Source organism: Streptococcus sp. 210928-DFI.4.42, from assembly GCF_020554365.1.
In the GTDB taxonomy this organism is placed as follows: Bacteria; Bacillota; Bacilli; order Lactobacillales; family Streptococcaceae; genus Streptococcus; species Streptococcus parasanguinis_S.
Map to the genome: position 1 here is coordinate 95,797 of NZ_JAJCHF010000005.1, position 24,150 is coordinate 119,946.

Consider the following 24,150-nt stretch of genomic DNA (forward strand, 5'->3'; position numbering starts at 1 on the left):
TTAATTGATACGTTTTGTCCTCGGTAGGATTTTTATGAGTCGAGCTCCCCTACTGTCTTAGGCAGTTTTTTCAAACCGTAGACTAGTTTATCACATATAAAAAAAGAATGCAAGTACTTTTGCAAACTTTTTTATATTTTTTAGTCGTTGTAAAGACTCTTGATATTATTCAACCAAGCATAGGCTAGTCCCATTAGGACTCCTCCTCCTACCCAGTTGGCAAAGAAGGTCACACCATAGTGACGTAAAATATTTAAAAATTCAAAATGTGGCAATTGGCTAGATACTGAATTAAAGCTTAATAATGAGAAAGAAGCAAAATTAGCCGCCAAGTGTTCATTGGTCATAAAGACAAACATATAAATAGCAGATAGGGCTAAGAGCACCTTCGCTGTTTCATCCTTGAAATATAGATAAGAAAGAATAGCAATATTTACAAAGATATTGGCAATAACCCCTTCAAAGAAAACCACTTGATTGCTCCGTTGGAGTTTATTTTCTGCCACCGTGGCTAGGAATCCTTTTGGATCGATATGTGCAAAGGCAGTTGTTTGATTGAAAAGAAAAGCTACAATTAAAGCACCAATTAAATTAAAGAAGGTACAATAAAGTAGAATCTCCAAAGCTTTCTTCCAATGAATTTTCTTTAGATAGGTTCCCGCCGTCAAATACATCATATTTGAGGTGGTTAATTCCGCATTTAAGAATAAGAGGTAAACCAACCCCCAGGCAAAGATGAATGGAAATAGGAAACGACCCGTTCCAGGTACAAAGGTATTTAATAAGTCAGCTGCAACTGCTCCGACCGCCGTACTTAAAGTAAGAAATCCTCCAGCAAAAATAGAGCGAACTGCATAACGCGTTTTAGATTTCTGATAGAGATCTTCCTTCTTATTACACGCCGCTCCAACTTTTTGAATAAAATTAGATTCAGACATACTATTCTCCTTATATAATGTTTGTGAATAAAATCATTATATCATAGACAAAACAGTTTGAAAAGGTTTTCAGGAAGAATTCTTAAATTCAAAATATATACGTTTTAAATCATATTCCGGGAAATAATAAAAAACAGGCATTTGCCTGCTTTTCTTTTTTAATAGTTTAAACGGTTTGCCCAAGCGATATCCAAATTCAAGATTTCTTGTGAAGTGAACTGTTGACGATATGGATTGTATACCGAACCAGTGATGCCACCCTGAACATTTGGTGAATCATATTGAGTCAAATTATAGGTTTCAATGATATTATTGAGCTTTGCGTAGTAGCTAGTATCTGTTGCATAAACACCTGTCAAAGCTGCTGTTGCGTCTTGATAACTTGATGTGTTACTCTTCCAAGCACCTGCAAAATGTCCCTGTTTCAAAACTACTACATAGTCTTGCAATGATTCATAGTAAGATGGGTATGAACGGAAAGCATCATTAATGGTATAGGCATTTCCAGCCCCGTCATCTTCCCAAGTTTGCATCACTGCAGATTGGCCAGCATAACTTCCTTTAATCCCGAAAAGGTTGTAATGCGGATAAGAAGACAAGCCAGACTGACCTGATCCACTTTCAAGGATGGCTTGTGCGATCATAACGGAAGCATAAAGGTCATTCTCTTGACCGAGCTGACGAGCTGACTCACCAATTTGTGAGATGAAAGCTTCAGTAGGGTCTGAATAAGCTTGGTAAGTTCCATCATTAGCACCAACTGATGTGACGTGCTCGCTCATAGCAGCAGCAAATGTCCCCACTGCTAATACAGAAACGAACAAACCAAATAATTTCGTTTTATTCCGTATTTTCTTTTTCATAATACAATTTATCTCCAATTAAATTTTTATCATCTTTTATCTTTATAGAAATTATACCATATAGATAGAAGAAAACAAAGCAACTTATATTACACTTGTATTACAATTGCGAGATAAATCCAAAACAAAAATGACATTTTCATGTCATTTCAATTTATTTCGTAAAACGCATTTTCTAAAATAGCATCCCATGACTTCTCTAGTCCTTCCCTGGTTACAGAAGAAAAGACAATAAAGGTGTCAGCTGGATCAAAATCTAGTTTTTTCTTGATGATCGATTCATGTTTATTCCATTTTCCACGCGGAATCTTATCTGCCTTGGTAGCAACTAAGATTACAGGAATTTCATAATATTTTAAGAACTCATACATTTGGACATCATCTGCAGAAGGTTCGTGACGAAAATCAACCAGGCTAACGACTGCTTTTAAGTTCTCACGACTAGTGAGGTATTCTTCGATCATCCGCCCCCACTTCTCTCGCTCTTTTTTAGAGACACGGGCATAGCCATAACCAGGTACGTCTACCAACCGAAGTTTATCATCAATATTGAAGAAATTGAGCAATTGAGTTTTTCCTGGTTTTCCAGATGTTCTGGCCAGGTTTTTTCGATTTAAGAGAGTATTAATAAAAGAAGACTTGCCGACATTGGATCGACCGGCAAGTGCAACTTCTGGAATCTCATCTTGAGGATAATGACTCTTATTTGCAGCGCTTAAGAGGATATCCGCATTATGTGTGTTAATTTCCATATTTTATCTTTCTAGGCTGTTTCGAGAATTGGTTTTTCAGTTCCATCTACAGCTTCTTTTGTAATTCGAACAAGTTTGACATTTTCTTGACTTGGAATTTCAAACATGACATCCATCATCGTTTCTTCGATAATCGAACGAAGTCCACGAGCTCCTGTTTTTCTTTCGATGGCTTTATTGGCAATCTCTTGAAGGGCTTCATCATCGAATTCCAATTCAACATTATCATAAGAGAGCAAGGTTTGATATTGTTTTACCAAGGCATTGCGTGGCTCTTTCAAGATACGGACAAGGTCGTCAACTGTCAATTGCTCAAGAGCAGCAAAGACTGGAAGACGTCCGATCAATTCTGGGATAATCCCGAATTTTTGAATATCTTCTGCCACGATTTCTTGCATGTAAGAGCTTGATTCATCAATAGCTTTATTGTTCTTACCGAAACCGATGACTTTTTCACCGAGACGTTGTTTGACAATTTCTTCGATCCCGTCAAAAGCCCCACCCACGATGAAGAGAATATTCTTGGTATCCACTTGGATCATCTCTTGTTGTGGGTGTTTGCGTCCACCTTGTGGTGGGACACTAGCGACAGTTCCTTCGATAATCTTCAAGAGGGCTTGTTGTACCCCTTCACCAGAAACGTCACGTGTGATAGAAACATTTTCACTCTTCTTAGCGATCTTATCGATTTCATCGACATAGATAATTCCTCGTTCAGCACGTTCGATGTTGAAATCAGCCGCTTGAAGAAGTTTCAAAAGAATATTTTCAACGTCTTCACCCACATAACCAGCTTCTGTCAAGGCTGTTGCATCTGCAATGGCAAATGGGACATTCAAGCTACGTGCTAAGGTTTGGGCTAAGAAAGTCTTACCTGAACCAGTAGGACCAATCATGAGGATGTTTGATTTTTGCAATTCAACATCTGTCTCGTCTTCGCGCGTATCGTGGAAGTTGATGCGTTTGTAGTGGTTGTATACTGCTACAGCAAGAGCACGTTTGGCACGATCTTGACCGATCACATAGTGGTTCAAAATATTGAGCAATTCGATTGGTTTTGGAACTTCGCTAAGGTCTGCAAGAACTTCTTCTGCTAGCTCCTCACGAATAATTTCTTGGGCTAACTCGACACATTCATTACAGATAAACGCGTTGTTTCCTGCAATGATTTTTTGGACTTCATCTTGACTCTTTCCGCAAAATGAACAATAAACCATCATATCATTATTTTGATTCGTTGGCATGTATTTCCTCTTTCTGTCATTTTCTGTTTCTATTTAGTTTAAAATAAGGTCATGTAAAAAGCGTGAATAGAATTCACAAGATTGGTAAAAGCATTTAGTAAGAATAAAATAGCGAGGCCAAACCGTTTTTTACGAAAGGTTTGTAAGGCGCAAATCAAACAGATGACACATAGGACAGCTGTAAAAAAACCAAAGACACTTCGCTCCATTAGTCTAAATCCTTTCTCTTATAATAGTTGACCGTAAAATCATATGGGTTCTTCTCATCTTTCGGATGATGGACTTGACGGACTCTTTCATAGCGGTTCTCTTCAAATTTTGGTGCCAATGTATCTCCATCAATCGTTGCATGAATCATGGTCTGGATCAATTCTTCTAACTGGTCAGAGAAGAGCTTTAAAATCTGACTACCTCCAATAATGTAAAGATTCTTCTCTTGGTTCTGATACCAGTCCAAGACTTCTTCCTTGCTGTGCATGACGAGTACAGCATCATTTTCAGGATCGTAGGCTTGGTCTTGCGTTAAGATAATGCTAGTCCGACCTGGTAGAACCCTTTTATTCATTCCATCAAAGGTTACTCTTCCCATGAGAATCACCTGCCCCATGGTTGTTTCTTTGAAATGCTGAAGCTCCGCTGGCAGATGCCAAGGCATGACTTGGTCCTTTCCAATAATGCCATTTTCAGTCTGAGCCCAGATACCAATTATCTTTTTCATTCTCTCATCCTTTACACTGATACTTCTATTTTATCAAATTTTCTTATAAAAGACTGATTTCAACTATCTAGTTTGTAGGATATTTTTTTAAATACAAACAGAAAAAACCGCGAGATTTTCGCGGTTTTTCTTAGCCACAAGTTAGCTTAGTCTTCTTTTTTGCGTTTTGCAAATCCGAATAATGAGAGACCTGCTAAAGCACTAAACATTGCAAGACCAGCAGTAGAAGATTCTTTTGTTCCTGTGTTTGGAAGTTGTGCAGTAGGATTTTGTGGATCAATATACTTCACTTCTTCTTTCGTTTCTGGAACGACAGGAATCGTTGGTTCTTCTGGTTTTGGTTGTGGAGTAGGTTGTGGTTCTGGTATTGGTTGCGGTTGTGGAGTAGGCTGTGGCTGTGGCTGTGGCTCTGGTGTCGGAGTTGGATCCGGCATTGGAGTTGGTGTCACAGTCTTCTTGTAGATATGTTGAGTGTTTCCATCTTTATCTACAACAGTCTTCACGAAGTCATAACCTGGGATATCCTTCTTCGGTTGTTCCCCATCTTCTGTTGGGTTACCTGGGATTGGGTCCCCATTTTCGTCTACATATGATGTCGTAACTTTTTCATAGACGTGTTCAGTATCCCCATTAGGCAATTTCTTGGTCTCCACAAAGCGGTAACCTGGAATTTCAGCTTTTGGTTCTTCTCCATCAACTGTAGGATATCCTGGGATTTCCTTACCTTCTTTATCAACAAACTTAGTGATTGGAAGGACAGTTGGTGTGTAAGTTGCAGAAGCTTTTGTTCCATTCACATCTTCGCGAACCACTGTTACAGCTGGTGCAGTTCCAGTAAATTCAGGTTCTGGAGTGAAGGTTACGGTTCCGTCTGCTGCCACTGTGTAAGTACCAACACCTGGAATTGTCTTCGTAGTTGAACCATCTTCAAATGTTGCTGGAACTTTGTCATTCATTGGTACACGGCTATCACCTTCTGTGAAGGTTGGTTTGCCTGTTTGGGTTTGACCCTTCTTACCAATTGAAGTAACTGATTCTGCAGTTGGTGTAACTGGTGTTACAGTTGGTGTGTAAGTAGCGGTAATTGGTGTACCGTTCTTATCAACACGTTTCACGGTTACGCCTGTACCTGTTCCTGTGAATGATTTCTCTGGAACGAAGGTTACTGTTCCGTCTGGAGAAACGGTGTAAGTTCCTTCTCCTGGAATAACTTTAGTTGTTGAACCATCTTCAAAGGTTGCTGGTACATCATCATCCATTGGCACACTTGGGTTACCAGGCGTGAAGCTTGGTTTACCAGATTGTGTTTGACCTTGGATATCTGTAGATGTTGCAGGATCAGCTGTTGGTGTAACTGGTGTTACGGTTGGTGTGTAAGTTGCGGAAGCTTTGGTTCCGTTCTTATCTTCACGAACCACTGTCACTGCTGGTGCAGTTCCGACAAATGATTTCTCTGGTACAAATGTAACTGTTCCGTCTGGGGCTACAGTATAAGTACCAACACCTTCAACTGTCTTCGTAGTTGAACCATCGTCAAATGTTGCTGGAACATCATCTTTCATTGGTACACGGCTGTCACCTTCAGTGAATTCAGGTTTACCAGTTTGTGTTGCACCTTGGATATCAGTAGATGTTGTTGGCTTAGCTGTTGGAGTTACTGGTGTAACTGTTGGTGTGTAGGTTGCAGTAACTGGAGTACCGTTCTTATCAACACGTTTCACTGTTACGCCTGTACCTGTTCCTGTGAATGATTTTTCTGGTACGAAGGTTACGGTTCCGTCCGGAGCAACTGTGTAAGTTCCTTCTCCTGGAATAACTTTTGTTGTTGAACCATCTTCAAAGGTAGCTGGTACATCATCATCCATTGGGATTGCAGGGTTACCAGGTGTGAAGCTTGGTGTACCTGTTTGTGTTTTACCTTGGATATCTGTAGATGTTGCAGGTTCAGCAGTTGGGACAACTGGAGTGATCTTCGGTGTGTAAGTTGTTTCAGCAACTGTTCCGTTTGTATCTTTACCTTGAACCTTAACTGGAACCACATCACCTGAGTAAGATTTATCAGTTGGTGTGAAGGTTACAAGGCCTGTTTCTTTATCAACTGTGAAAGTACCAATTTCTTTACCTTCTGGTGATTTAGCAACTACAGATTCTGCTGGTTGACCATTTTCATCAAGAAGAGTAATGGTATCTTTGTCAATTGGTGCAACTGGGTCACCTTCAGTGAAGGTTACTGTTCCAGTTTGAACCACACCTTGAGGTGCTTCTGATGTAGCTGGAGTCGCTGTTGGAGTTACTGGTGTCACAGTTGGTGTGTACTTAGCAGTAACTGGAGTACCGTTCTTATCGACACGTTTAACCGTTACGCCTGTACCTTCTCCAGTGAATGATTTTTCTGGAACAAATGTTACGGTTCCGTCTGGAGCAACTGTGTAAGTTCCTTCACCAGGAACGGTCTTCGTAGTTGAGCCATCTTCAAATGTTGCAGGTGTATCATCATCCATTGGAACATTTGGATTACCTGGTGTGAAGGTTGGTGTACCTGTTTGCTTTTGACCTTGTTTGTCAGTAGATGTTGTATCTTCTGCAGTTGGTGTAACTGGTGTTACGGTTGGTGTATAAGTTGCAGAAGCTTTTGTTCCGTTCTTATCTTCACGAACCACTGTTACAGCTGGTGCAGTTCCGATGAATGATTTTTCTGGTACAAATGTAACAGTACCATCTGCTGCTACTGTGTAAGTACCAACACCGTCTACAGTCTTAGTCGTTGAGCCATCGTCAAATGTTGCTGGAACATCATCGTTCATTGGCACACGACTATCGCCTTCAGTAAATACAGGTTTACCAGTTTGTGTAGCACCTTGGATATCTGTAGTTTCAACTGGTGTTGAAGTTGGAGTTACTGGTGTCACAGTTGGTGTGTACTTCGCTGTGATTTCAGTACCGTTCTTATCCACGCGTTTCACTGTTACGCCTGTAGCTGTTCCAGTGAATGATTTTTCAGGAACGAAGGTTACTGTTCCATCTGGAGCAACTGTGTAAGTTCCTTCACCATCGACAGTCTTCGTAGTTGAGCCATCTTCGAAGGTAGCTGGTGTATCTTCATCGATTGGAACATTTGGATTTCCTTCGGTGAAGGTTGGTTTACCAGATTGTGTTTGACCTTGAATATCTGTCGATGTAGCATCTTCAGAAGTTGGAACAACCGGAGTAATCTTCGGTGTATAAGTTGTTTCAACTGTAGTTCCATTTGCATCAGCTGCCTGAACCTTAACTGGAACCACATCACCTGAGTAAGATTTATCTGTTGGTGTGAAAGTAACTACACCTGTGTCTTTATCAACTGTGTATGTACCGATCACATCACCTGCTGGTGATTTCGCTTCTACTGATGCTGCTGGTTGACCATTTTCATCAAGAAGAGTAATCGAATCCTTGTTAATTGGAGCTACTTCATCACCTTCAGTGAAGGTTACAGTGCCAGTTTGAACAAGACCTTGAGGTCCAGTAGATTCAGCTGGTGTTGCAGTTGGAGTTACTGGAGTTACGGTTGGTGTGTAAGTTGCAGAAGCTTTGGTTCCGTTCTTATCTTCACGAACAACTGTTACGACTGGTGCTTTACCTGTGAATGATTTTTCAGGGACAAAGGTTACAGTTCCGTCTGCTGCTACTGTGTAAGTACCAACGCCTTCTACTGTCTTAGTCGTTGAGCCATCGTCAAATGTTGCTGGAACGTCATCGTTCATTGGTACACGACTGTCGCCTTCAGTAAATTCAGGCTTACCTGTTTGGGTTTGACCTTGTTTACCTGTTGTTTCAACTGGTGTAGCTGTCGGTGTGACTGGTGTCACAGTTGGTGTATAAGTTGCAGAAGCTTTGGTTCCGTTCTTATCTTCACGAACAACCGTTACGGCTGGTGCTTTACCTGTGAATGATTTTTCAGGGACAAAGGTTACAGTTCCGTCTGCTGCTACTGTGTAAGTACCAACACCTTCAACTGTCTTAGTCGTTGAGCCATCATCAAATGTTGCTGGAACATCATCGTTCATTGGCACACGGCTATCGCCTTCAGTAAATACAGGTTTACCTGTTTGTGTCGCACCTTGGATATCTGTCGTTTCAACTGGTTTTGCAGTTGGAGTAACTGGAGTCACAGTTGGTGTATAAGTTGCAGAAGCTTTGGTTCCGTTCTTATCTTCACGAACCACTGTTACAGCTGGTGCAGTTCCGACGAATGATTTTTCTGGTACAAATGTAACAGTACCGTCTGCTGCTACTGTGTAGGTACCAACACCTTCAACTTTCTTAGTTGTTGAACCATCGTCAAATGTTGCTGGAACATCTTCATTGATTTCAACAGTCTTCTCAACGCCATCAACCGTTACGGTTCCACCTTTGAATTCAGGTTTACCCGTTTGAGTGGCACCTTGAACATCTTTTGTTTCAGCTGATGTTGCTGTTGGGGTTACTGGAACGATTTCTGGTGTGTAAGTTGTATCCACCTTGATACCGTTTGAGCTTTCAGCTTGAACCTTGGCTGGTGTGACTGCACCAGTGTATGATTTATCAGTCGGTGTGAAAGTTACTTGACCCGTTGCTGGGTCGATTGTGAAGTTACCGATCACGGTTGTACCGTCTGCCGCATAAGCTGGTGTCGTTGAAACTTCGTTACCATCTTTATCTAGCAATGTGTAGCTATTGTCTTTTATGGTAATAGCTTTATCTTCACCATTTACTTGAACAGTAGTTCCTGCAAAGGTTGGTGTACCGGTTTGAGTCGCACCTTGGATATCTTTTGAAGTTGCAGGGTTTGCAGTTGGAACTGCTGGCACAACAGTTGGTGTGTAGGTCGCATCTGAAGTAATGGTTGCAGTCTTACCATTAGCATTTGTAATAGTAGCAGTTGCCTGAACAGTTACTCCTTTTGCAGTACCAACAAAGTCTTTTTCAGGTGTGAAGGTCACCGCTCCTGTAGTAGGATCGATTGTATAGCTACCTTCACCTGCTACTGTCACTGTTGTTTCATCAGTTGGTTGACCAGTTGCTGGATCTACCAGTTTCTTGCTAGTGATTTCAGCAGTCTTATCATTACTCAAATCAAAGGTTGGTGTTTGTGTTTGAGGAACATTTTGAACATTCTCAGAAACCTTGTCTGTAGGAGTCACTGTGATTGGAGTAACCGTTGGTGTGTATTTAGCGCTTGCTGTCTTAAGGTATTCATCACGGACGGTACCGTCTTTATCTTTTCCGACAGGAGCTGTTACAGATACGGTAACACCTTGAGCTGTACCTGTGAATCCTGGTTCTGGAACAAAGGTTACTTTACCAGTAGCATCATCAATGCTGTAAGTTCCTTCGCCCGCTACTGTTACAGAGGTTGCATTGGTTACTTGACCAGTCGCTGGGTCCACCAATTTAGCAGGGTATTCCAAGCTTGGAGTGACAGAGATCTTTTCGCCATTAGCATTCGTTGTAGTTGTGTTAAAGGTAGGTGTACCAGTTTGAGTCGCACCTTGGACATCTGATGAAGTCTTATCTACCCCTTCAATTTCCGTTGGTGTAACTGTTGGGATGTATAGACCGTCCATGGTATTGATGGCAGTATCGACATTGGCTTCATCGGCTGGGAATTTTGTTGACCAACCCGTATCGTAGCCATTGCTGTCTGTACGACGGATAGAGATACCGTCAGCTGTTCCAAGGAAGTGATCTTCGGGAATGAACTCAACATCCACAGAAGTTCCGTTTGAAGTGATCTTGTACTTCCCTTGACCAGCTACAGCATAGTAGCCATCTGCACCAGGTGTTACGACTTGCCCCGTACGGTTATCTATCATTTGTGGAGCTACTGTTTCATCAATTTTTGCTGACTCAGTTAGGCTATAGCCTTGCAAACCTCGAGCAGTAAAGGCTACGGTTGCTGTTTGTTTTGCACCTTGAGGGCCAGTTGTTTCTTTAAATTCCCCTTTTGGTGGGTGAGTGATTTGAGTCTTAAAGTCTTCAACCTCACCAGAGAAAGCCATCCCCGTTGGGCTTTCAATTTGATCAGCATCCTTAGCAATCCGGACACGAACACCTAATTCATTGACACTAGGATCAATATAGGTTTTACTCTTTGTAAATCTTAACGTAGCCGTTCCATCTTGGGTAATGGTTGTTAAATCAGACCGTTCATCTTCATCGAAGGTTCCGTTTTGGTTGAAATCTACCCAACCATAGATGTTAGCTTTTGCTGCTCCATCCGTATGAGCTTCCACTGAAATGGTGTAATTACCTGGACGTGTCCGGTCCATCTTGATCAGCTCATTGGTTTTCCCTTTGAGATCATTTGGAAGTAATTGGTCGATGCCTTCATCCGCAGTGGTCGCCTTGTCATCACCCGTCCAATCAAGCGTATTGTTTTCATCCATATCAGGGCTTAAGTGACCTAGATAAGGTTGGTTTACTTTCTTACCTGTTACACCATCTACAGTTGCAATCGAATGAATCGCCTTCCCATAAGACTCTGGTGCATCCCCTTCATCGAGCGGGAAGAATCCAAGCATGGCTGATTGTTTACCACTTGAAGCAATGTAAAGACCAACTTCAGAAGCTCCTTTTGTCATAACAAGGGGAACGGCAGAAGGACCTGCAGAAATATTTGGCCCGAAGACCCCTGTTCCGAGGCCTCCAGTTGTTAAATCAGCACTTCCAAAGTACTTCCAAGCAACCGCTTTTTTATCTGGCCCCACTTCATTTGCACGTTTAAGTAGGTTAAGGTTCGTCGAATAGTAATTCGTACCTTCTATATTAAAGGTAGGATTTGGGCCAAATAAATTGTCTGTATCTTGTGGAATAAAGGTTTTAGTAGATCTACTTCCATATTTATACCACTCCCCAATTTGTTGCCAACCTTCTCCGTTTGTGGTGAAAATAACCGATTCACCAGGATTAGCGGACTCACCATCTGCCATGACTACAGCAGGTTTGACGGCTTTGCCACGGAAGGTAGCAGAAATTTCAAACTGAACCCCAATATTGCCACCATCAAACTCGGAACTGATGGTTGTTTTTTTAGTGCCAGTATCGATGCCTTCACCTTTTATTTCTGTCCAACGGTTTTGAGCTTCGGCAATAATTTTAGCTTCTTCACCATTATTAAATGCTTTGTTAGTTGCAGCACTAGTAGTTGTTCCTATATATCCGTTCTTAGCATTTGGGTCATAGGTAGCCTTTTCAGCTTCAGTCGCTCCACGTTCTTCTAAGCGCTTTTTGTAGATTTCTGTCGCTTGGAAGGGTTTTAAGGATTTAACTTTGATAGTAACCACATAGCCAGGCATGATTTCCTTGGTGTAGGTTGAGCCCACTTGAAGGGCCAGATTTCCGCTTGATGTAGTCGTCGTTCCTGTCCAGCTAGCTGTATCGCCAAAGTCCAACCAAGAGATTTGGCTGGCCAAGTCTGTAGCCTTGATATTTGTTGTGAAACCTGGTTTTGCTTCTTTCGGAGTTGAAGTGGCATCTTGGACATCATCTCCGATGAGGTTTGGATCGTTTGGATCCCCAATTGAACGACGACTACGACGTTTACCAGAAGTTTGTGCTGTCTCTTCAGTGGCTAGTGTATTGTTTGTTGGTACACCTTGACCAGCTGAAAGAGTTGGTGTTTCTTTTTTATCTGCACTTGTTGCAGCTGCTTCTACTGCCTTGTTTGCTGACGTAGCTGCTTCTAATTTTGGTGTTGCAGCGGTTGATGTTTCCGGTGCAGTTGAGGCAGCAGATGTTGCTGTGCTCGTGCTACTTGCTTCACTAGTTGAAGCAGGTGCTGTTGAAGTTGATGCTGCAGTAACAGCCGGCTTTGCTTCATACGTTGTGGCTGCTGTACTAGTTGTTTCAGCAGTTGATGCTGTTGAAGTAGCTGCTGAAGTTGCTGGCGCTTCTGACGCTGTTGCAACTGCTGCTACACTTTCACTTGTCGTATCTGTATTTTCTTCTGCGGCTGCACTTGCGGCTGTACCAACCATAACAAGTGTTCCCAAAAGTACTGAGCAAACACCCACATTCAGTTTACGAATTGAGAATCTGCTAATACGATCATTAAATAAGTCTTTCCCCATCTAATGGACCTCCATTTTTATCTATAAATTAACATTCTTTTTAAAACTGTTTAGTTTTTCCAAACCTTATCTATTTTAACAAAACCCGAACGATTTTCAAAACATTTTGACTCAAAAATGAGTAAAAATTTTTAGCTAAAATTGTTTTAATTCTGAAAGGATTTTACCAATAGATCAGGGCATCAAAAAAACTTGATTGATCACTAAATGGCAAGATCGAACTTTAATTGTGGCTTCACTGGATCGTAATCGACCAGTTCAAAATCTTCTGGTTTGATGTCAAAGAAATTGGTTCCATCTGGTACATTCAAAACCAAGTGTGGCCGACAATCTGAAGGCTCCCGACGGAGCAATTCTTCTGCTTGTTTAAATTGGTTGTCATAGATATGAAGGTTATTAATGAAGTAAAAGAACTTCCCAACCTTCCAGCCAAAATGTTTGGCAATCATCATCTGAAGAGCTACATATTGCATGGCATTGATATGGTGGGCTACCAACATATCATTTGAACGCTGGGTCAGGGTCGCATCTAGATAGATCTCTCCATCAACCCGACGCACATCAAACATGGTCTGAAAAGCACATGGCAAAAGTCCTTCTGTCTCCTCAAAAGCATCATAATCCCAGAGCGAGATGATATTGCGGCGATTCCAAGGATTGGCTTCTAATTGGTTGAGGATTTTATTCGTAATGTCATGCTTTTTGACGACAGCTCCATAGCGCTGACCGATTGTCCGGCTATCTCCCACTTCCCAGTCATTCCAGTAGTGGACATTGTACTTGTCTTCTAAAAGGTCCAAGCTATTCGACTGATCCTGGTAGATCCAGAGCATCTCTTTGATGGCGGATTTAATCGCGATGGGACGAAGGGTCGTAATGGGAAACTCGCCTTTTGCAAGATCAAACTCCATAAAGGCACCCGTGATGTATTTGGAGTTGGCCGTTCTACCATCCTTGTATTTAGGTCGGGCCTGTTCAGACCAAACACCTTCTTCCATGATTTTCCGAATATACTCTTTAAAAATGGTATCTGCTTTTGTCATATCTCCTCCTTTAATCTACTATTGCTTTCATTATATCACAGGATAAAGAAAAAAGGAGAGGCAAATCTCCTTTTAATCTTATTGTAATACTAGAGATGCGGCACCGATGACACCCGCATCATTTCCCAATGTAGCAAGCGCCAATTGTGTTGATTCACGCACTTGTGGGAATGAGTTTTCTTCAAAGACCTTGCGCACACCATCCAAGAGGAAGTCTCCAGCAGCGGATACCCCACCACCGATAACGATCTTAGACGGGTTCAAGGTTGAACCAATATTGGCTGCAGCAAGTCCAAGGTAACGTGAGAAGTTCTTGTAGACGATCAAAGCAAGAGCATCGCCTTCTTTTGCTAGGTCAAAGACCGTTTTAGCTGTTACTTCTTCTCCGTTGTCGATCAAGACTTTCAATTGAGCGTCTCCTTCGTACTCATCGGCGTAACGACGAGTCAAGTTAACGATCCCAGTTGCTGAGGCAACCGTTTCAAGACAACCTTTCTTACCACAGGTACATTGGATTGGATCATCAAAGTCAACAGTAATGTGACCAAGCTCACCAGCAGCTCCACGTACACCGTGCAGGAGACGACCTTCAGCGACGATCCCACCGCCGACACCTGTTCCAAGTGTCATGAAGACAACGTCTGGTTGGTTTTCACCAGCCCCTTTCCAACGTTCACCCAAAGCAGCAACGTTGGCATCATTATCGATAAAGAATGGAATATGAAGGGCAGTTTCGATCTTTTCTTTGACTGGTTGAAGGGTCTTCCAGTTCAAGTTGTAGGCACCGATAACTGTACCTTTTTCACGGTCAACGACACCAGGTGATCCCATTCCAATTCCTTGGAACTCAGAAGCATCCAGCTCAAGCATTTTCAAACGATGCGCGATGGATTCGATCATATCATCTACGATATGGCTACCTTCATCCAAGATATTTGTTTTAATAGACCATTTTTCTTGAACTTCCCCATCCAAAGTGAGGATAGCAAACTTAATTGAAGTTCCCCCAAGGTCAATCCCAATAATTTTTTTAGACATCTGTAACTCCTTTCAAACTTGTAAACACTTACAGATCTATTATATCAGACTTTTTATCAAACGCAAAGGTTTGCACGTAACTTTTCTTAACTTTTTAACAAGAGACTAAAGGATTGAAATCCTAAAATGAGGAAAATCAAACCAATAATATTTAATAGAAAGACGCTAATCGAAAGCGGACTAACGATTAAGAATAAGCCGACGAAGAGCTGTAGCAAGGCAAAGAAAATATAACGCTTAGACAGTTCCTCAACCTTCCTCGAGTAGAAATTGGCTTTCCGGAAGTTCAAAATCGAACGGTAGATCAGCCAAATTCCTAAAGTGACTGGAAAGACAATCGGCAAGGTCTTGTAGCCATAAAGCAGTAAGTAGACCGCAAAAACCAAGGCGACCATACTGTGAAAGAGCTGTTGCTGCTGAATTATACCAGCCTGACGCAATCGGTAATAGCGTGAAAAACGCGAAAGGGAGATTAAAAAGAAGCCACAAGATATCAACCAGCTAAACGAGCCAATGTGCTCAATTGGATTGATAAACAAGACGATACCGATAATGGTAAAAATAGTGGCTGAAATCCCAAGGGATATCCGGTTCAATTGATTCATAGGGCCTCCTTATTCATCTAATTCGCTCAGATATTCATAGCGATCGTACTTCTCAAGTAGTCGCTCATTTTCCTGATCCAATTCCTTTTGAAGAGCTGACAATTTGCCAAAGTCAGAGCCGTTTTCATTCATCTCCACTTCAATCTCTGCAATCCGATTTTCAATGGCTTCGATATCTGCTTCAATGCTTGCCCACTCCTGCTTCTCCTTGTAGCTCATGCGTTTCTTCTCTTCTTTTGGCTTAACAGGTTTCTCTTTTTCAACCTTGTGACTAGCCGTTACCTGGGCTGCTTCAAAGGCTTTTTCATCCAGGTAATCCGTATAATTGCCAAAGAACTCACGAATGCCCCCATTTTCAAAAGCCAGGATCTTGCTTGCGACCTTGTCTAGGAAATAGCGATCATGGCTAACGGTAATGACTGGCCCTCCAAAGTTTTGAAGAAAGTTTTCCAAAACCGTCAAGGTAGCGATATCCAAGTCATTGGTTGGCTCATCGAGAAGAAGCACATTGGGTTTTTCAATCAAGAGTTTTAAAAGAAAGAGGCGCTTCTTCTCACCACCGGAGAGTTTTTCGATCAAGGTTCCGTGCATGGAACGTGGGAAGAGAAATTGCTCCAAGAGATCAGCAATCGAAGTCGTCCCAACGGTCGTCTTCACTTCTTCAGCAACTTCCTGGAGGAAATTAATCACGCGTTTGCTCTCATCCAAACCATCAATCTGTTGTGAGAAATAAGCCACCCGCACGGTTTCTCCGATAATGACTTGCCCAGACTGTGGCTGTAGTCGCTCAGCGATCAAATTGAGTAAGGTGGACTTGCCGACACCATTATCCCCAACGATCCCAATGCGGTCCTTATTTTGCACCAAGAGGTTAAAGTCCTGTAAAATTGGCTTGTTTTCAAAAGCAAAACTCACATCTTTAAACTCGATGACTTTCTTTCCGATCCGGCTAGTCTCAAAGTTCATCTCCAAATCCGTCTGGTTGCTTTGACCAGACAAGTCTTGCTTGAGATCATGGAATCGATTGATCCGTGCTTGTTGCTTGGTCGCACGCGCCTGAGGTTGACGCCGCATCCAGGTCAACTCCTGCTTATAGAGTTGCTGCTTCTTATGAAGAAGGGCCGCATCACGCTCATCCTGCTCAGCCTTTAAGCGGACATAATCCTGGTAGTTGCCCTGATACTCGATCAAGCTAGCTCGATCCAACTCAAAGATCCTTGTCGAGATATTATCCAAGAAATAGCGATCGTGGGTAATGAAGAGCACAGTTTTCTTAGAGTTCTTCAAGAAATTGGTCAACCATTCGATGGTATCAATGTCTAGGTGGTTGGTTGGCTCATCTAGTAAGAGCAGGTCGTGATGAGACAGCAAAACCTGTGCCAATTGCACCCGACGACGCAAGCCCCCAGATAGATCCCCAACTTTGGCGTTCAAATCTTCAAGCCCAAGTTTGGAAAGGACCGTCTTGACCTGACTCTCAATTTCCCAAGCATTGAGCGAATCCATCTCCGCCATGACCTTCTCAAGACGTGCTTGGTTCTCTTCTCGGTAATCCGCCATCAAGTATTCATAATCTCGAATCAGTTGCATTTCTCGCAAATCACTAGATAGCACCGTATCCAGAACCGTCTTTTGATCATCAAAGTCTGGTTCCTGCGTTAAGTAGCCAATCGTATAATCACTCTTGGCAGAAAAAGGACTCACATCTCCATCAAAGCCAGAGCGACCTGACAAGACATCTAACAGCGTGGTTTTTCCAGTCCCATTGACCCCGATCAATCCGATCCGATCCAAGTCGTGAATGATAAAGGAAATCTCACGAAAGACGGTCTTATCTCCGACAGATTTGGTTAATTTATCGACAATAAAATCGCTCATTTTTCCTCCTCTTTTGCTTGCTGGATATAGGCGATGATGGCCTCTTTCTCATTGGCCAGTTCCCCATCGACAATGGCATATTCAATTTTTGTCAAAATCTCTCCTAAAGCTGGACCTGGTTGAAAGCCGTAGTCTTTGATCAGCATACCGCCATTGACCACCACTTCATGCTTATCATGAATGGTCAAGCTATCATAGACCTGCTCAATCGCTAGGTAATCGACGCTTAATTCAGAAGCTTCACGTAATTCTTCCGCTAGTAGCAACAAGCGCTTTTCATACTTGTAACATGCACGCTTGTCTAGACTTCCTTTTTCTCTAAGCTTAAGAATCTCCACGATCTGCTCCACCGTCTTGGCAAAGTCTCTTGAGGTCTTCCATTTTTTAAAGAATTTTGGAATGTCTTGAATGTCTAGTGCTAAAACCAGAGCAGCCCAAGCTTGCTCAGAAGTTGAAAAGGTAAATTCAAGCTCTATGTCAAACAAACGCTCAAGTGCTTCTTTGCGATCCTTCATTTCTGGTAGATAGTGAAAGGCTTCGCTTGCAAGCATGGCCTCCAAGCCTTGTCTCCAGTATGGAGAAAGTAAGAGCTTATCAAACTCGATGAAAGTGCGCTCAACAGAGATCTTCTCTAGCAAAGGAGCACACTCCTTCATAGCATCAAAGGTTGCGTCTTCTAATTCAAAGCCAAGACTGGCTTGAAAACGAAAGCCTCGCATGATGCGGAGCGCATCTTCATGAAAGCGTTCATGAGGAAGCCCAACCGCCCGAAGAACCTTGTTTTCTAAATCTGCTAACCCCTGAAAGAGATCGACAATTTCTCCTTTTTCATTTAAGGCAAAGGCATTGACCGTAAAATCACGACGCTTGAGGTCTTCTTCTAGCGAGCGTACAAAAGACACGGAGCTTGGACGGCGATAATCTACATAGACATCCTCCGTCCGGAAGGTCGTAATTTCATAATCTTGACCATTTTCAAGGACCAAGACGGTCCCATGTTCGATACCGACATCTACTGTGCGATCAAAAATCGCCTTGGTCTCTTCTGGGTAAGAGGAGGAAGCGATATCGACATCGTGAATGGGACGATCCAAGAGGGCATCTCGGACAGATCCCCCAACAAAATAGGCCTCAAAACCAGCTGCTTTAATCTTCTCTAATATTGGTAAAGCCTCCTGAAACTCAGAAGGCATCTTTTCTAATCTCATAGTAAGTGTTCCAAACCATAAACAAGCTCATGACGCTTGACAACTTCTTTAATCCCTAGATTTACTCCTGTCATGAAGGAAACACGATCATAGGAATCATGACGGAGAGTCAACCCTTCGCCTTGGCTACCAAAAATCACCTCTTGGTGAGCGACTAGGCCAGGCAATCGAACCGAATGGATGCGCATCCCTTCAAACTCTGCCCCTCTTGCCCCAGGCATCAACTCTTCTTCATCTGCTGCACCTTGCTGGATCTTCTCGCGCTTCTCAGAGATCAACTCAGCGGTCTTAATTGCTGTTCCACTCGGTGCATCTTTTTTCTTATCGTGGTGCAATTCAATGATTTCCACATTCGGGAAATACTTGGCTGCTTGCGCTGCAAATTGCATCAAGAGTACGGCTCCAATGGCAAAGTTCGGCGCGATCAAGCCACCCAAATCCTTTTCACGTGAAAGGTCTGTCAATTCTTGGATCTGCTCAGGAGTGAATCCAGTCGTTCCCACAACAGGCGCAAAGCCATTTTCAATTGCAAAGCGAGTATTCTCGTAAGCGACCTTGGGCATGGTAAAGTCCACCCAAACATCTGCCTCTAGACCCACAAGATCTTCTTTGCGGTTAAAGACAGGGACTCCTGCAACCTCTGTCTCATCAGTAAATGGATCGATCAAGCCGGCTAATTCTAGCTCAGGATCTTCTGAAACCATCTTGTAGGCTGCTTGTCCCATTCTTCCCTTGAAACCCGCGATAATGACTTTAATTGACATAGAATTCTCCTTAAACGATGGGGATATACCCGACTGCTAAGCTATGGTCACCTAAGTGCGTCCCAATCACCCCTCCAAAGGTAGCAAAAGGAATATCACCTTCCACTCCTTCTTCGATGAGTAGTTGGCGAAGTGCCTCTGCTTTTTCAGGGACATTGGCATGGATGACAAAGACTTGGTAATGACCATCTGCGATATCTGATACAACAATCTCTACCAAGCGTTTCATGGCTTTCTTTTCCGTCCGGACTTTCTCAAAGACCTCAATCACGCCTTCATCATTAAAATGAAGAATAGGCTTGATGCTTAAGAGGTTCCCAAGAATGGCAGCCCCATTTGACAGACGACCACCTTTGACCAAGTGGTTCAAATCATCCACCATGATATAGGCGGAGGTTCCATCAATCTGGTGTTGGACATTGGCAACAATCTCGTCGAAAGAACGGCCTTCACCAGCCCATTTCAAGCAGTCTTCTACCATCATCCCTAGAGGAGCACTGGTGATTTTTGAGTCCGGAAATTCGACGGTCAAGCCTTCAAATTCGTCCTTCAAATATTGGATATTTTGGTAGAAACCAGAAATACCAGATGACAAGAAAAGACCGATAGCATGCGTATAGCCCTTAGCTGTCAAACCAGATAAGACCTCTTCTAACTCTGCCACACTCGGCTGGCTAGTCTTTGGCAATTCCTTAGACGCAGCCATCTTTTGGTAGAACTCATCGTGTGTCAGGTTCTTCCCTTCAACATAAGACTCCCCATCGATATAGATCGGGATCTCTAAAATAAATAAGTCGTCGTGATGGAGCACGTCTTGCGGTAAATAGGCAGACGAATCCGTGATCACTGCTAATTTCATTGATTAAAACTCCAAATTAATACCCGGTAAATCGAGGGCAATTTCTGTGACTTCGTAAGTCAAACGGTTGAGCATATTCAAGCAAGGGCGAGCCAATTCTTCCACTTCGTCTTTGCTGAATTCGCTTGGTTCATTGACATAACGACCAAACAAGTGGTTGATTTGAGTGATGGTTCCGCTGATCACAAAACCGTCAAAAACGATCATGTAGCTCAAGATGACAATCAAAGAAGTTGTGTTTTGTTCTTGATCACGATTGATCAATTGAAAGTTTACATCTACTTTTGTTTCAGGGATGCCATTTTCTTTTTCCCACTCAAAATTACGAGCATCATAGTGGTATTGGCTGACAAATTCTTTTTCACGTTGAATATCCATTTTTATTCTCCTAAAAATATGCGATAGGCTTATTATATCATAATTCAGCTCAAGATACCAACGTAGAATGAGGTGATTTTTTCGCTAGTACAAGAAGAAAAGGTTGGGAGTCCCCAACCTTTTAATCATATTTAGTTTTTAGGTTTGCGAAGCAATCCGAACAAGATACCACTTACGACTGCACCGATCAATACGAACAAGATGTAAAGAAGTGGGTTTGAAGTAAGGGCGATAACGAAGATTCCTCCGTGAGGAGCCATGAGTTTCAAGCCTGCAAGACCAACAAGGGCACCTGTCAATGCTGAACCTGCAATGAAGCTAGGGATGGCACGGGCTGGGTCAGCTGCACCGAATGGAATGGCACCTTCTGTGATGAAGGAAAGACCCATAACGATGTTTGTCAAACCTGAATCGCGTTCTTCTTGTGTGAATTTATCTTTGAACAAGACTGTTGCTACGAATACTGCCAATGGAGGAACCATACCAGCTGCCATAACAGCTGCCATAACAATAGAACCACCTGAAGCAACAGATTCAGCAAGTGTACCTGTAGCGAAGACATAAGCGGCTTTGTTAACTGGTCCACCCATATCGACAGCCATCATACCGCCGACGAGAAGTCCAAGAAGGACAGCTGAGCTACCTGACAAGCTTGAAAGGAAGTTATTAAGACCAGTATTGATAGCAGCCATTGGAATATTGATGAGGAACATCAAGAATCCTGTCAAACCAACACCAAGTAATGGCAAGAGAAGGATAGAGCGGATACCATCGAGTGAACGTGGAAGACCTGCAAGGGCTTTGCGAAGTAAGAGAACAACTCCACCTGCAAGGAAACCACCTACCAAAGCTCCAAGGAAACCTGATGATACGGCTGCTGGTAATTCACCTTTAGCAGCACCGTAGGCGATATTTCCAAATGCTGACCCTGAGCTAGCAATAGATCCAGCGATAAACCCTGCTACAAAACCAGGTTTTTCAGCGATTGAGAATCCAATGTAACCTGCAAGTACAGGAAGCATAAAGCCAAAGGCTACTCCACCAATTGTTTTAAATTGTGCTGCTAATACATGATAAGAACCAAGACTAGACAATTGATCTTGAGGCACACCCATAACTTGGTCAATCAAGAAGGCAAGGGCGATCAAGATACCACCACCGATAACGAATGGAAGCATTTGAGAAACCCCACTCATCAAGTGTTTGTAGAAGGCTCCACCCAAGCTCAATTTTTCTTGGCTAGCGCTAGCTTGTGCAGCATTTTCAGCGTGGAAGACATCTGCTTTGCCATCCAAGATGGTTTGGATTAATTCTTCTGTCTGACGGATACCGGCTGCGACTGGTTTAGAGATCAATTTTTTGCCATCGAAACGAGCGGTTTCAACTGCTTTATCTGCTGCAATGATGACCCCTTCAGCTTTGGCGATTTCTTCAGCTGTCAAGCGGTTGCCGACACCAGATGCACCGTTGGTTTCAACGCGGACTGTAACACCCATTTCTTCACCTTTTTTGATGAGGGCTTCTTCTGCCATGTAAGTGTGGGCGATACCCGTTGTACATGCTGTTACGGCAACGATGAGAGGTTTGTCAGATGAAGCTGCTTCTTTGACAGCTTCTGCTTTTTTCGCTTCTTCAGCTGCAGCTTCTTGCTCTTCTGCATCAAAGGCTGCGATCACTTGATCAGGAGTGCTTGCTTGGCGAAGTTTGTCCGCAAATCCTGGTTTCATCAAGTACTTAGACAATTCAGCTAGGGCTGCCAAGTGAGTATCGTTTGCTCCTTCTGGAGCTGCGATCATGAAGAACAAGTCTGTTGGTTGACCATCAAGCGAAGCATAGTCCACACCCTTGTTTGATTTTGCAAACAAGACTGTAGCTTCTTTAACTGCTTCATTTTTGCTGTGGGGCATGGCAATTCCGTCACCCAAACCAGTTGAAGTCTGTGCTTCACGGTTCATGATTCCAGCCTTGAAGGTGTCAAAATCTGTCACCACACCATTGTCAACGAGCGATTGAACCATCTCATTGATTACGCCCTCTTTATCTGTTGCCTGAAGGTCAAACAACATCACGTTTTTGTTTAAAACGTCTTGAATTTTCATAGTTTTTCTACCTCTACTTTTTCATAAGTTTCTTTTATATAGTCAGCTGTTGCCAAATCATCTGAGAAGGTGGTCGCTGTTCCACAAGCCACGCCCCATTTGAAGGCTTCGATGACATCTCCCGTCGTTGCGAGCTTCCCAGTGAAGCCTGCTACCATGGAATCTCCAGCCCCGACAGAATTCTTCACTTGACCCTTGATTGGTTTTGCGAAGTAAGTGCCGCTTGGACTGACAAGGAGAGCACCATCACCCGCCATGGAAATAATGACGTTTTGTGCTCCTTTTGCCAAAATTTCTTTGGCATAGCGTTCAATTTCTGGCAATTCCGTCAAGGTAACGCCAAAAATATCTCCCAACTCATGGTTGTTTGGTTTGACCAATTGGGGATTGAACTCCAAGGAATCAATCAAGGTTTGCCCTTCAAAATCACAAACCACTTGCGCACCTGTCGCACGTGTTGCTGCGATCAATTGTTTGTAAATGGCATTGCCGAGTGAAGATGGAGCAGATCCTGCAAAGACTACAACATCATCTTCTGTTAAGCTCGATAAGATGTTGAGCAATTCTTGCAACTGAGCTTCCGTCACTTCTGGGCCATTCCCATTGATCTCTGTTTCCTCATCGGCCTTGATCTTGACATTGATCCGTGTATCTTGGTCCACTGTCACAAAGTTGGTTGAAATGGCTTCGCTAGTCAGTACGTCTTCAATGAAGCGTCCGGTGAAACCACCGATAAATCCAGTCGCTGTGTTCTCGATATCGAGACGTTTTAAGACACGACTGACATTGATTCCTTTACCACCGGCGAATTTATCTTCCGAAGCCATCCGATTGACCGCCCCTGTCTCTACATGATCGAGACGGACAATATAGTCAATTGCTGGATTCAGTGTTACTGTATAAATCAAACCTCTATAACCTCCGTTTTTTCTTTTAATACCTTTAATCGTTGCGGTTCACATTGATTGGTGATAATCATGGCTCGCTTGATAGGAGCCACTTTGACAAAGGATGTCACCCCAATTTTCGAATCATCCGCTAGGATATAAGTTTTTTTCGCATTTTCGATAATCGCACGCTTAACAGATCCTTCTTCCAGGTCTGGAGTGCTGTAAAATTCATCATCGATTCCATTCATTCCAAGAAAGGCCTTGTCAAAATTCAACTGACCGATCTGATTGAGCGCGATCCCTCCGATACTAGCATCTGTAGAAGATTTTACCTTCCCACCGATGATGACCGTTGGAACATTTCGCTCGACCAACTTGGTCGCATGGTGAATCGAGTTGGTCACCACGGTTACCGTTGGATTGACAATTTCTTGTACCAACAGTTCATTGGTCGTCCCGGCATCGATAAAGATCACGTCATGATCTTTGATCAATTCCGCTGCTTTTACCGCGATCTTTGACTTAACTTGAATGTTTTTGATAGATTTTTCTTTATTGCTTTCTTCCTCTTGAAGAAAATGCAGGCTTTCCGCACCGCCGTGAACCCGGCGAAGTTTACTTTCAGCTTCTAATTCATCCAAGTCACGTCGAACCGTTGATTCAGACGTCCCCAGCTCTTGTACAAGGGTTTCTAAGGAAACAAATTTTTCCTTCAGTACCTTCTCGAGGATGAATTGTTTTCGTTCAGACTTAAGCATTTCTCCTCCTTTTGCAATCGATTAC

Annotated in this window: 17 protein-coding genes and 1 other annotated feature (1 of these 18 only partly in view); all 17 genes read right to left on the minus strand. The window is 42.9% G+C overall.

All coding sequences use genetic code 11. The features are described from left to right. Positions 1–80: a sequence feature (ribosomal protein L10 leader region), on the minus strand (it extends 55 nt beyond the left edge of the window). Between the two features lie 60 nt (positions 81–140). The 17 genes from LIZ08_RS03265 to LIZ08_RS03345 all read right to left on the minus strand — a co-directional run bounded on the left by LIZ08_RS03265 (position 141) and on the right by LIZ08_RS03345 (position 24,125). Then, positions 141–938 carry a formate/nitrite transporter family protein gene (locus tag LIZ08_RS03265; protein WP_031573115.1) on the minus strand — a complete coding sequence of 266 codons (798 nt, stop codon included), beginning with the start codon at positions 936–938 and terminating at the stop codon, positions 141–143. A 158-nt stretch (positions 939–1,096) separates the two neighbouring features. Further along, positions 1,097–1,801 (minus strand): glucosaminidase domain-containing protein, encoded by a 705-nt coding sequence (locus tag LIZ08_RS03270; protein WP_031573113.1) that lies wholly within the window; start codon positions 1,799–1,801, stop codon positions 1,097–1,099. A 149-nt stretch (positions 1,802–1,950) separates the two neighbouring features. Beyond that, a complete protein-coding gene (gene yihA, locus LIZ08_RS03275) occupies positions 1,951–2,553 on the minus strand; it encodes a ribosome biogenesis GTP-binding protein YihA/YsxC (RefSeq protein WP_003016353.1) in 603 nt (200 codons plus the stop codon). A gap of 11 nt (positions 2,554–2,564) precedes the next feature. Next, positions 2,565–3,797 carry an ATP-dependent Clp protease ATP-binding subunit ClpX gene (gene clpX, locus LIZ08_RS03280; RefSeq protein WP_003007442.1) on the minus strand — a complete coding sequence of 411 codons (1,233 nt, stop codon included), beginning with the start codon at positions 3,795–3,797 and terminating at the stop codon, positions 2,565–2,567. 208 nt (positions 3,798–4,005) lie between these two features. Further along, positions 4,006–4,515, minus strand: a complete 510-nt coding sequence (locus LIZ08_RS03285; RefSeq protein WP_003007444.1) for a dihydrofolate reductase — start codon at positions 4,513–4,515, stop codon at positions 4,006–4,008. A 146-nt stretch (positions 4,516–4,661) separates the two neighbouring features. After that, positions 4,662–12,605 carry a CshA/CshB family fibrillar adhesin-related protein gene (locus LIZ08_RS03290; protein ID WP_227038265.1) on the minus strand — a complete coding sequence of 2,648 codons (7,944 nt, stop codon included), beginning with the start codon at positions 12,603–12,605 and terminating at the stop codon, positions 4,662–4,664. 203 nt (positions 12,606–12,808) lie between these two features. Continuing rightward, complete coding sequence (locus LIZ08_RS03295; protein ID WP_227038266.1) at positions 12,809–13,648, minus strand: thymidylate synthase; 840 nt, start codon at positions 13,646–13,648, stop codon at positions 12,809–12,811. A 78-nt stretch (positions 13,649–13,726) separates the two neighbouring features. Next, complete coding sequence (locus LIZ08_RS03300) at positions 13,727–14,686, minus strand: ROK family glucokinase (protein WP_031573100.1); 960 nt, start codon at positions 14,684–14,686, stop codon at positions 13,727–13,729. A gap of 86 nt (positions 14,687–14,772) precedes the next feature. Then, on the minus strand, positions 14,773–15,291 hold the full coding sequence (locus LIZ08_RS03305) for a hypothetical protein (RefSeq protein ID WP_003007452.1): 519 nt from the start codon (positions 15,289–15,291) through the stop codon (positions 14,773–14,775). A 9-nt stretch (positions 15,292–15,300) separates the two neighbouring features. Then, positions 15,301–17,169: an ABC-F family ATP-binding cassette domain-containing protein gene (locus LIZ08_RS03310; protein ID WP_227038267.1), complete on the minus strand. Its 1,869-nt coding sequence runs from the start codon at positions 17,167–17,169 to the stop codon at positions 15,301–15,303. After that, the gene (locus tag LIZ08_RS03315) at positions 17,166–18,377 is read right to left on the minus strand and encodes a CCA tRNA nucleotidyltransferase (RefSeq protein ID WP_227038268.1); all 1,212 of its coding nucleotides are present in this window, start codon (positions 18,375–18,377) and stop codon (positions 17,166–17,168) included. The genes LIZ08_RS03310 and LIZ08_RS03315 overlap by 4 nt, the downstream gene beginning before the upstream one ends. Then, on the minus strand, positions 18,374–19,141 hold the full coding sequence (gene dapB, locus LIZ08_RS03320) for a 4-hydroxy-tetrahydrodipicolinate reductase (protein WP_070466007.1): 768 nt from the start codon (positions 19,139–19,141) through the stop codon (positions 18,374–18,376). The genes LIZ08_RS03315 and dapB overlap by 4 nt, the downstream gene beginning before the upstream one ends. 10 nt (positions 19,142–19,151) lie before the next feature. Next, on the minus strand, positions 19,152–20,000 hold the full coding sequence (locus LIZ08_RS03325; RefSeq protein WP_003007460.1) for a DegV family protein: 849 nt from the start codon (positions 19,998–20,000) through the stop codon (positions 19,152–19,154). A 3-nt stretch (positions 20,001–20,003) separates the two neighbouring features. Beyond that, positions 20,004–20,378 (minus strand): DUF1149 family protein, encoded by a 375-nt coding sequence (locus LIZ08_RS03330; RefSeq protein ID WP_003001888.1) that lies wholly within the window; start codon positions 20,376–20,378, stop codon positions 20,004–20,006. Positions 20,379–20,509: 131 nt separating this feature from the next. Then, the gene (locus tag LIZ08_RS03335) at positions 20,510–22,477 is read right to left on the minus strand and encodes a fructose-specific PTS transporter subunit EIIC (protein WP_227038269.1); all 1,968 of its coding nucleotides are present in this window, start codon (positions 22,475–22,477) and stop codon (positions 20,510–20,512) included. After that, on the minus strand, positions 22,474–23,385 hold the full coding sequence (pfkB, locus tag LIZ08_RS03340) for a 1-phosphofructokinase (RefSeq protein ID WP_227038270.1): 912 nt from the start codon (positions 23,383–23,385) through the stop codon (positions 22,474–22,476). Before pfkB ends, LIZ08_RS03335 begins: the two co-directional genes overlap by 4 nt. Continuing rightward, complete coding sequence (locus LIZ08_RS03345; RefSeq protein ID WP_003001800.1) at positions 23,382–24,125, minus strand: DeoR/GlpR family DNA-binding transcription regulator; 744 nt, start codon at positions 24,123–24,125, stop codon at positions 23,382–23,384. The genes pfkB and LIZ08_RS03345 overlap by 4 nt, the downstream gene beginning before the upstream one ends. Positions 24,126–24,150 lie beyond the last annotated feature (25 nt).

Excerpts from the sequence above, each read along its gene's own strand:
- LIZ08_RS03310 (WP_227038267.1), bottom strand. The coding sequence starts at position 17,169 with ATGAGCGATTTTATTGTCGATAAATTAACCAAATCTGTCGGAGATAAG.
- yihA (WP_003016353.1), bottom strand. The coding sequence starts at position 2,553 with ATGGAAATTAACACACATAATGCGGATATCCTCTTAAGCGCTGCAAAT.
- LIZ08_RS03345 (WP_003001800.1), bottom strand. The coding sequence starts at position 24,125 with ATGCTTAAGTCTGAACGAAAACAATTCATCCTCGAGAAGGTACTGAAG.
- LIZ08_RS03335 (WP_227038269.1), bottom strand. The coding sequence starts at position 22,477 with ATGAAAATTCAAGACGTTTTAAACAAAAACGTGATGTTGTTTGACCTT.
- LIZ08_RS03315 (WP_227038268.1), bottom strand. The coding sequence starts at position 18,377 with ATGAGATTAGAAAAGATGCCTTCTGAGTTTCAGGAGGCTTTACCAATA.
- LIZ08_RS03330 (WP_003001888.1), bottom strand. The coding sequence starts at position 20,378 with ATGGATATTCAACGTGAAAAAGAATTTGTCAGCCAATACCACTATGAT.
- LIZ08_RS03290 (WP_227038265.1), bottom strand. The coding sequence starts at position 12,605 with ATGGGGAAAGACTTATTTAATGATCGTATTAGCAGATTCTCAATTCGT.
- clpX (WP_003007442.1), bottom strand. The coding sequence starts at position 3,797 with ATGCCAACGAATCAAAATAATGATATGATGGTTTATTGTTCATTTTGC.
- LIZ08_RS03295 (WP_227038266.1), bottom strand. The coding sequence starts at position 13,648 with ATGACAAAAGCAGATACCATTTTTAAAGAGTATATTCGGAAAATCATG.
- LIZ08_RS03270 (WP_031573113.1), bottom strand. The coding sequence starts at position 1,801 with ATGAAAAAGAAAATACGGAATAAAACGAAATTATTTGGTTTGTTCGTT.
- LIZ08_RS03325 (WP_003007460.1), bottom strand. The coding sequence starts at position 20,000 with ATGAAATTAGCAGTGATCACGGATTCGTCTGCCTATTTACCGCAAGAC.
- dapB (WP_070466007.1), bottom strand. The coding sequence starts at position 19,141 with ATGTCAATTAAAGTCATTATCGCGGGTTTCAAGGGAAGAATGGGACAA.
- LIZ08_RS03265 (WP_031573115.1), bottom strand. The coding sequence starts at position 938 with ATGTCTGAATCTAATTTTATTCAAAAAGTTGGAGCGGCGTGTAATAAG.
- LIZ08_RS03300 (WP_031573100.1), bottom strand. The coding sequence starts at position 14,686 with ATGTCTAAAAAAATTATTGGGATTGACCTTGGGGGAACTTCAATTAAG.
- LIZ08_RS03285 (WP_003007444.1), bottom strand. The coding sequence starts at position 4,515 with ATGAAAAAGATAATTGGTATCTGGGCTCAGACTGAAAATGGCATTATT.
- LIZ08_RS03305 (WP_003007452.1), bottom strand. The coding sequence starts at position 15,291 with ATGAATCAATTGAACCGGATATCCCTTGGGATTTCAGCCACTATTTTT.